The organism is Pseudaeromonas pectinilytica, assembly GCF_054780855.1.
Window position 1 is genome coordinate 1 of record NZ_BAAGVN010000176.1, and the last position, 816, is coordinate 816.

The window sequence follows — 816 nt, forward strand, 5'->3', positions numbered from 1 at the left end:
TTACCGATTTATCCGCAATCCCAACGTCTCTGCCGAGGCGATCAGAAAGGCTGGCGCCATGCAAACCGTCAAGTTGGCTCAGGCGTTTCCCGAACTGCTGGCCATTGAGGACACCACCTCTCTGAGTTATCGCCACCAAGTCGCCGAAGAACTTGGCAAGCTGGGGACGGTAAAGGATAAGTCCCGGGGTTGGTGGGTTCACTCCGTGCTCTTGCTCGAGGCCGCCACATTCCGCACCGTGGGATTACTGCACCAGGAGTGGTGGATGCGCCCGGATGATCCTGCCGATGCGGATGAAAAAGAGAGTGGCAAATGGCTGGCTGCGGCCGCAACTAGCCGGTTACGCATGGGCAGCATGATGAGCAACGTGATTGCAGTCTGTGACCGCGAAGCCGATATCCATGCTTATCTGCAGGACAAACTGACACATAAAGAGCGATTTGTAGTGCGCTCCAAGCACCCGCGCAAGGACGCTGGCTCCGGATTGTATCTGTACGACCATCTGAAAAACCAACCGGAGCTGGGTGGCTATCAGATCAGCATCCCGCAAAAGGGCGTGGTGGATAAACGCGGTAAACGTAAAAATCGACCCGTCCGCAAGGCGAGCTTGAGCCTGCGCAGTGGGCGCATCACGCTAAAACAGGGGAATATCACGCTCAATGCGGTGTTGGCCGAGGAGATTAACCCGCCCAAGGGTGAGACCCCGTTGAAATGGTTGTTGTTAACCAGTGAACCCGTCGAGTCACTAGCCCAAGCCTTGCGGGTCATCGACATATACACCCATCGCTGGCGGATCGAGGAGTTCCATAAGGCATG

The 816-nt window shown here is 56.2% G+C and carries 1 protein-coding gene; it reads left to right on the top strand.

What is annotated here, in order from left to right; translation table 11 throughout:
* Positions 1-816 (top strand): IS4 family transposase (locus tag ACYVG7_RS10060; RefSeq protein WP_460882992.1); only part of this gene is annotated, 816 nt, incomplete at both ends.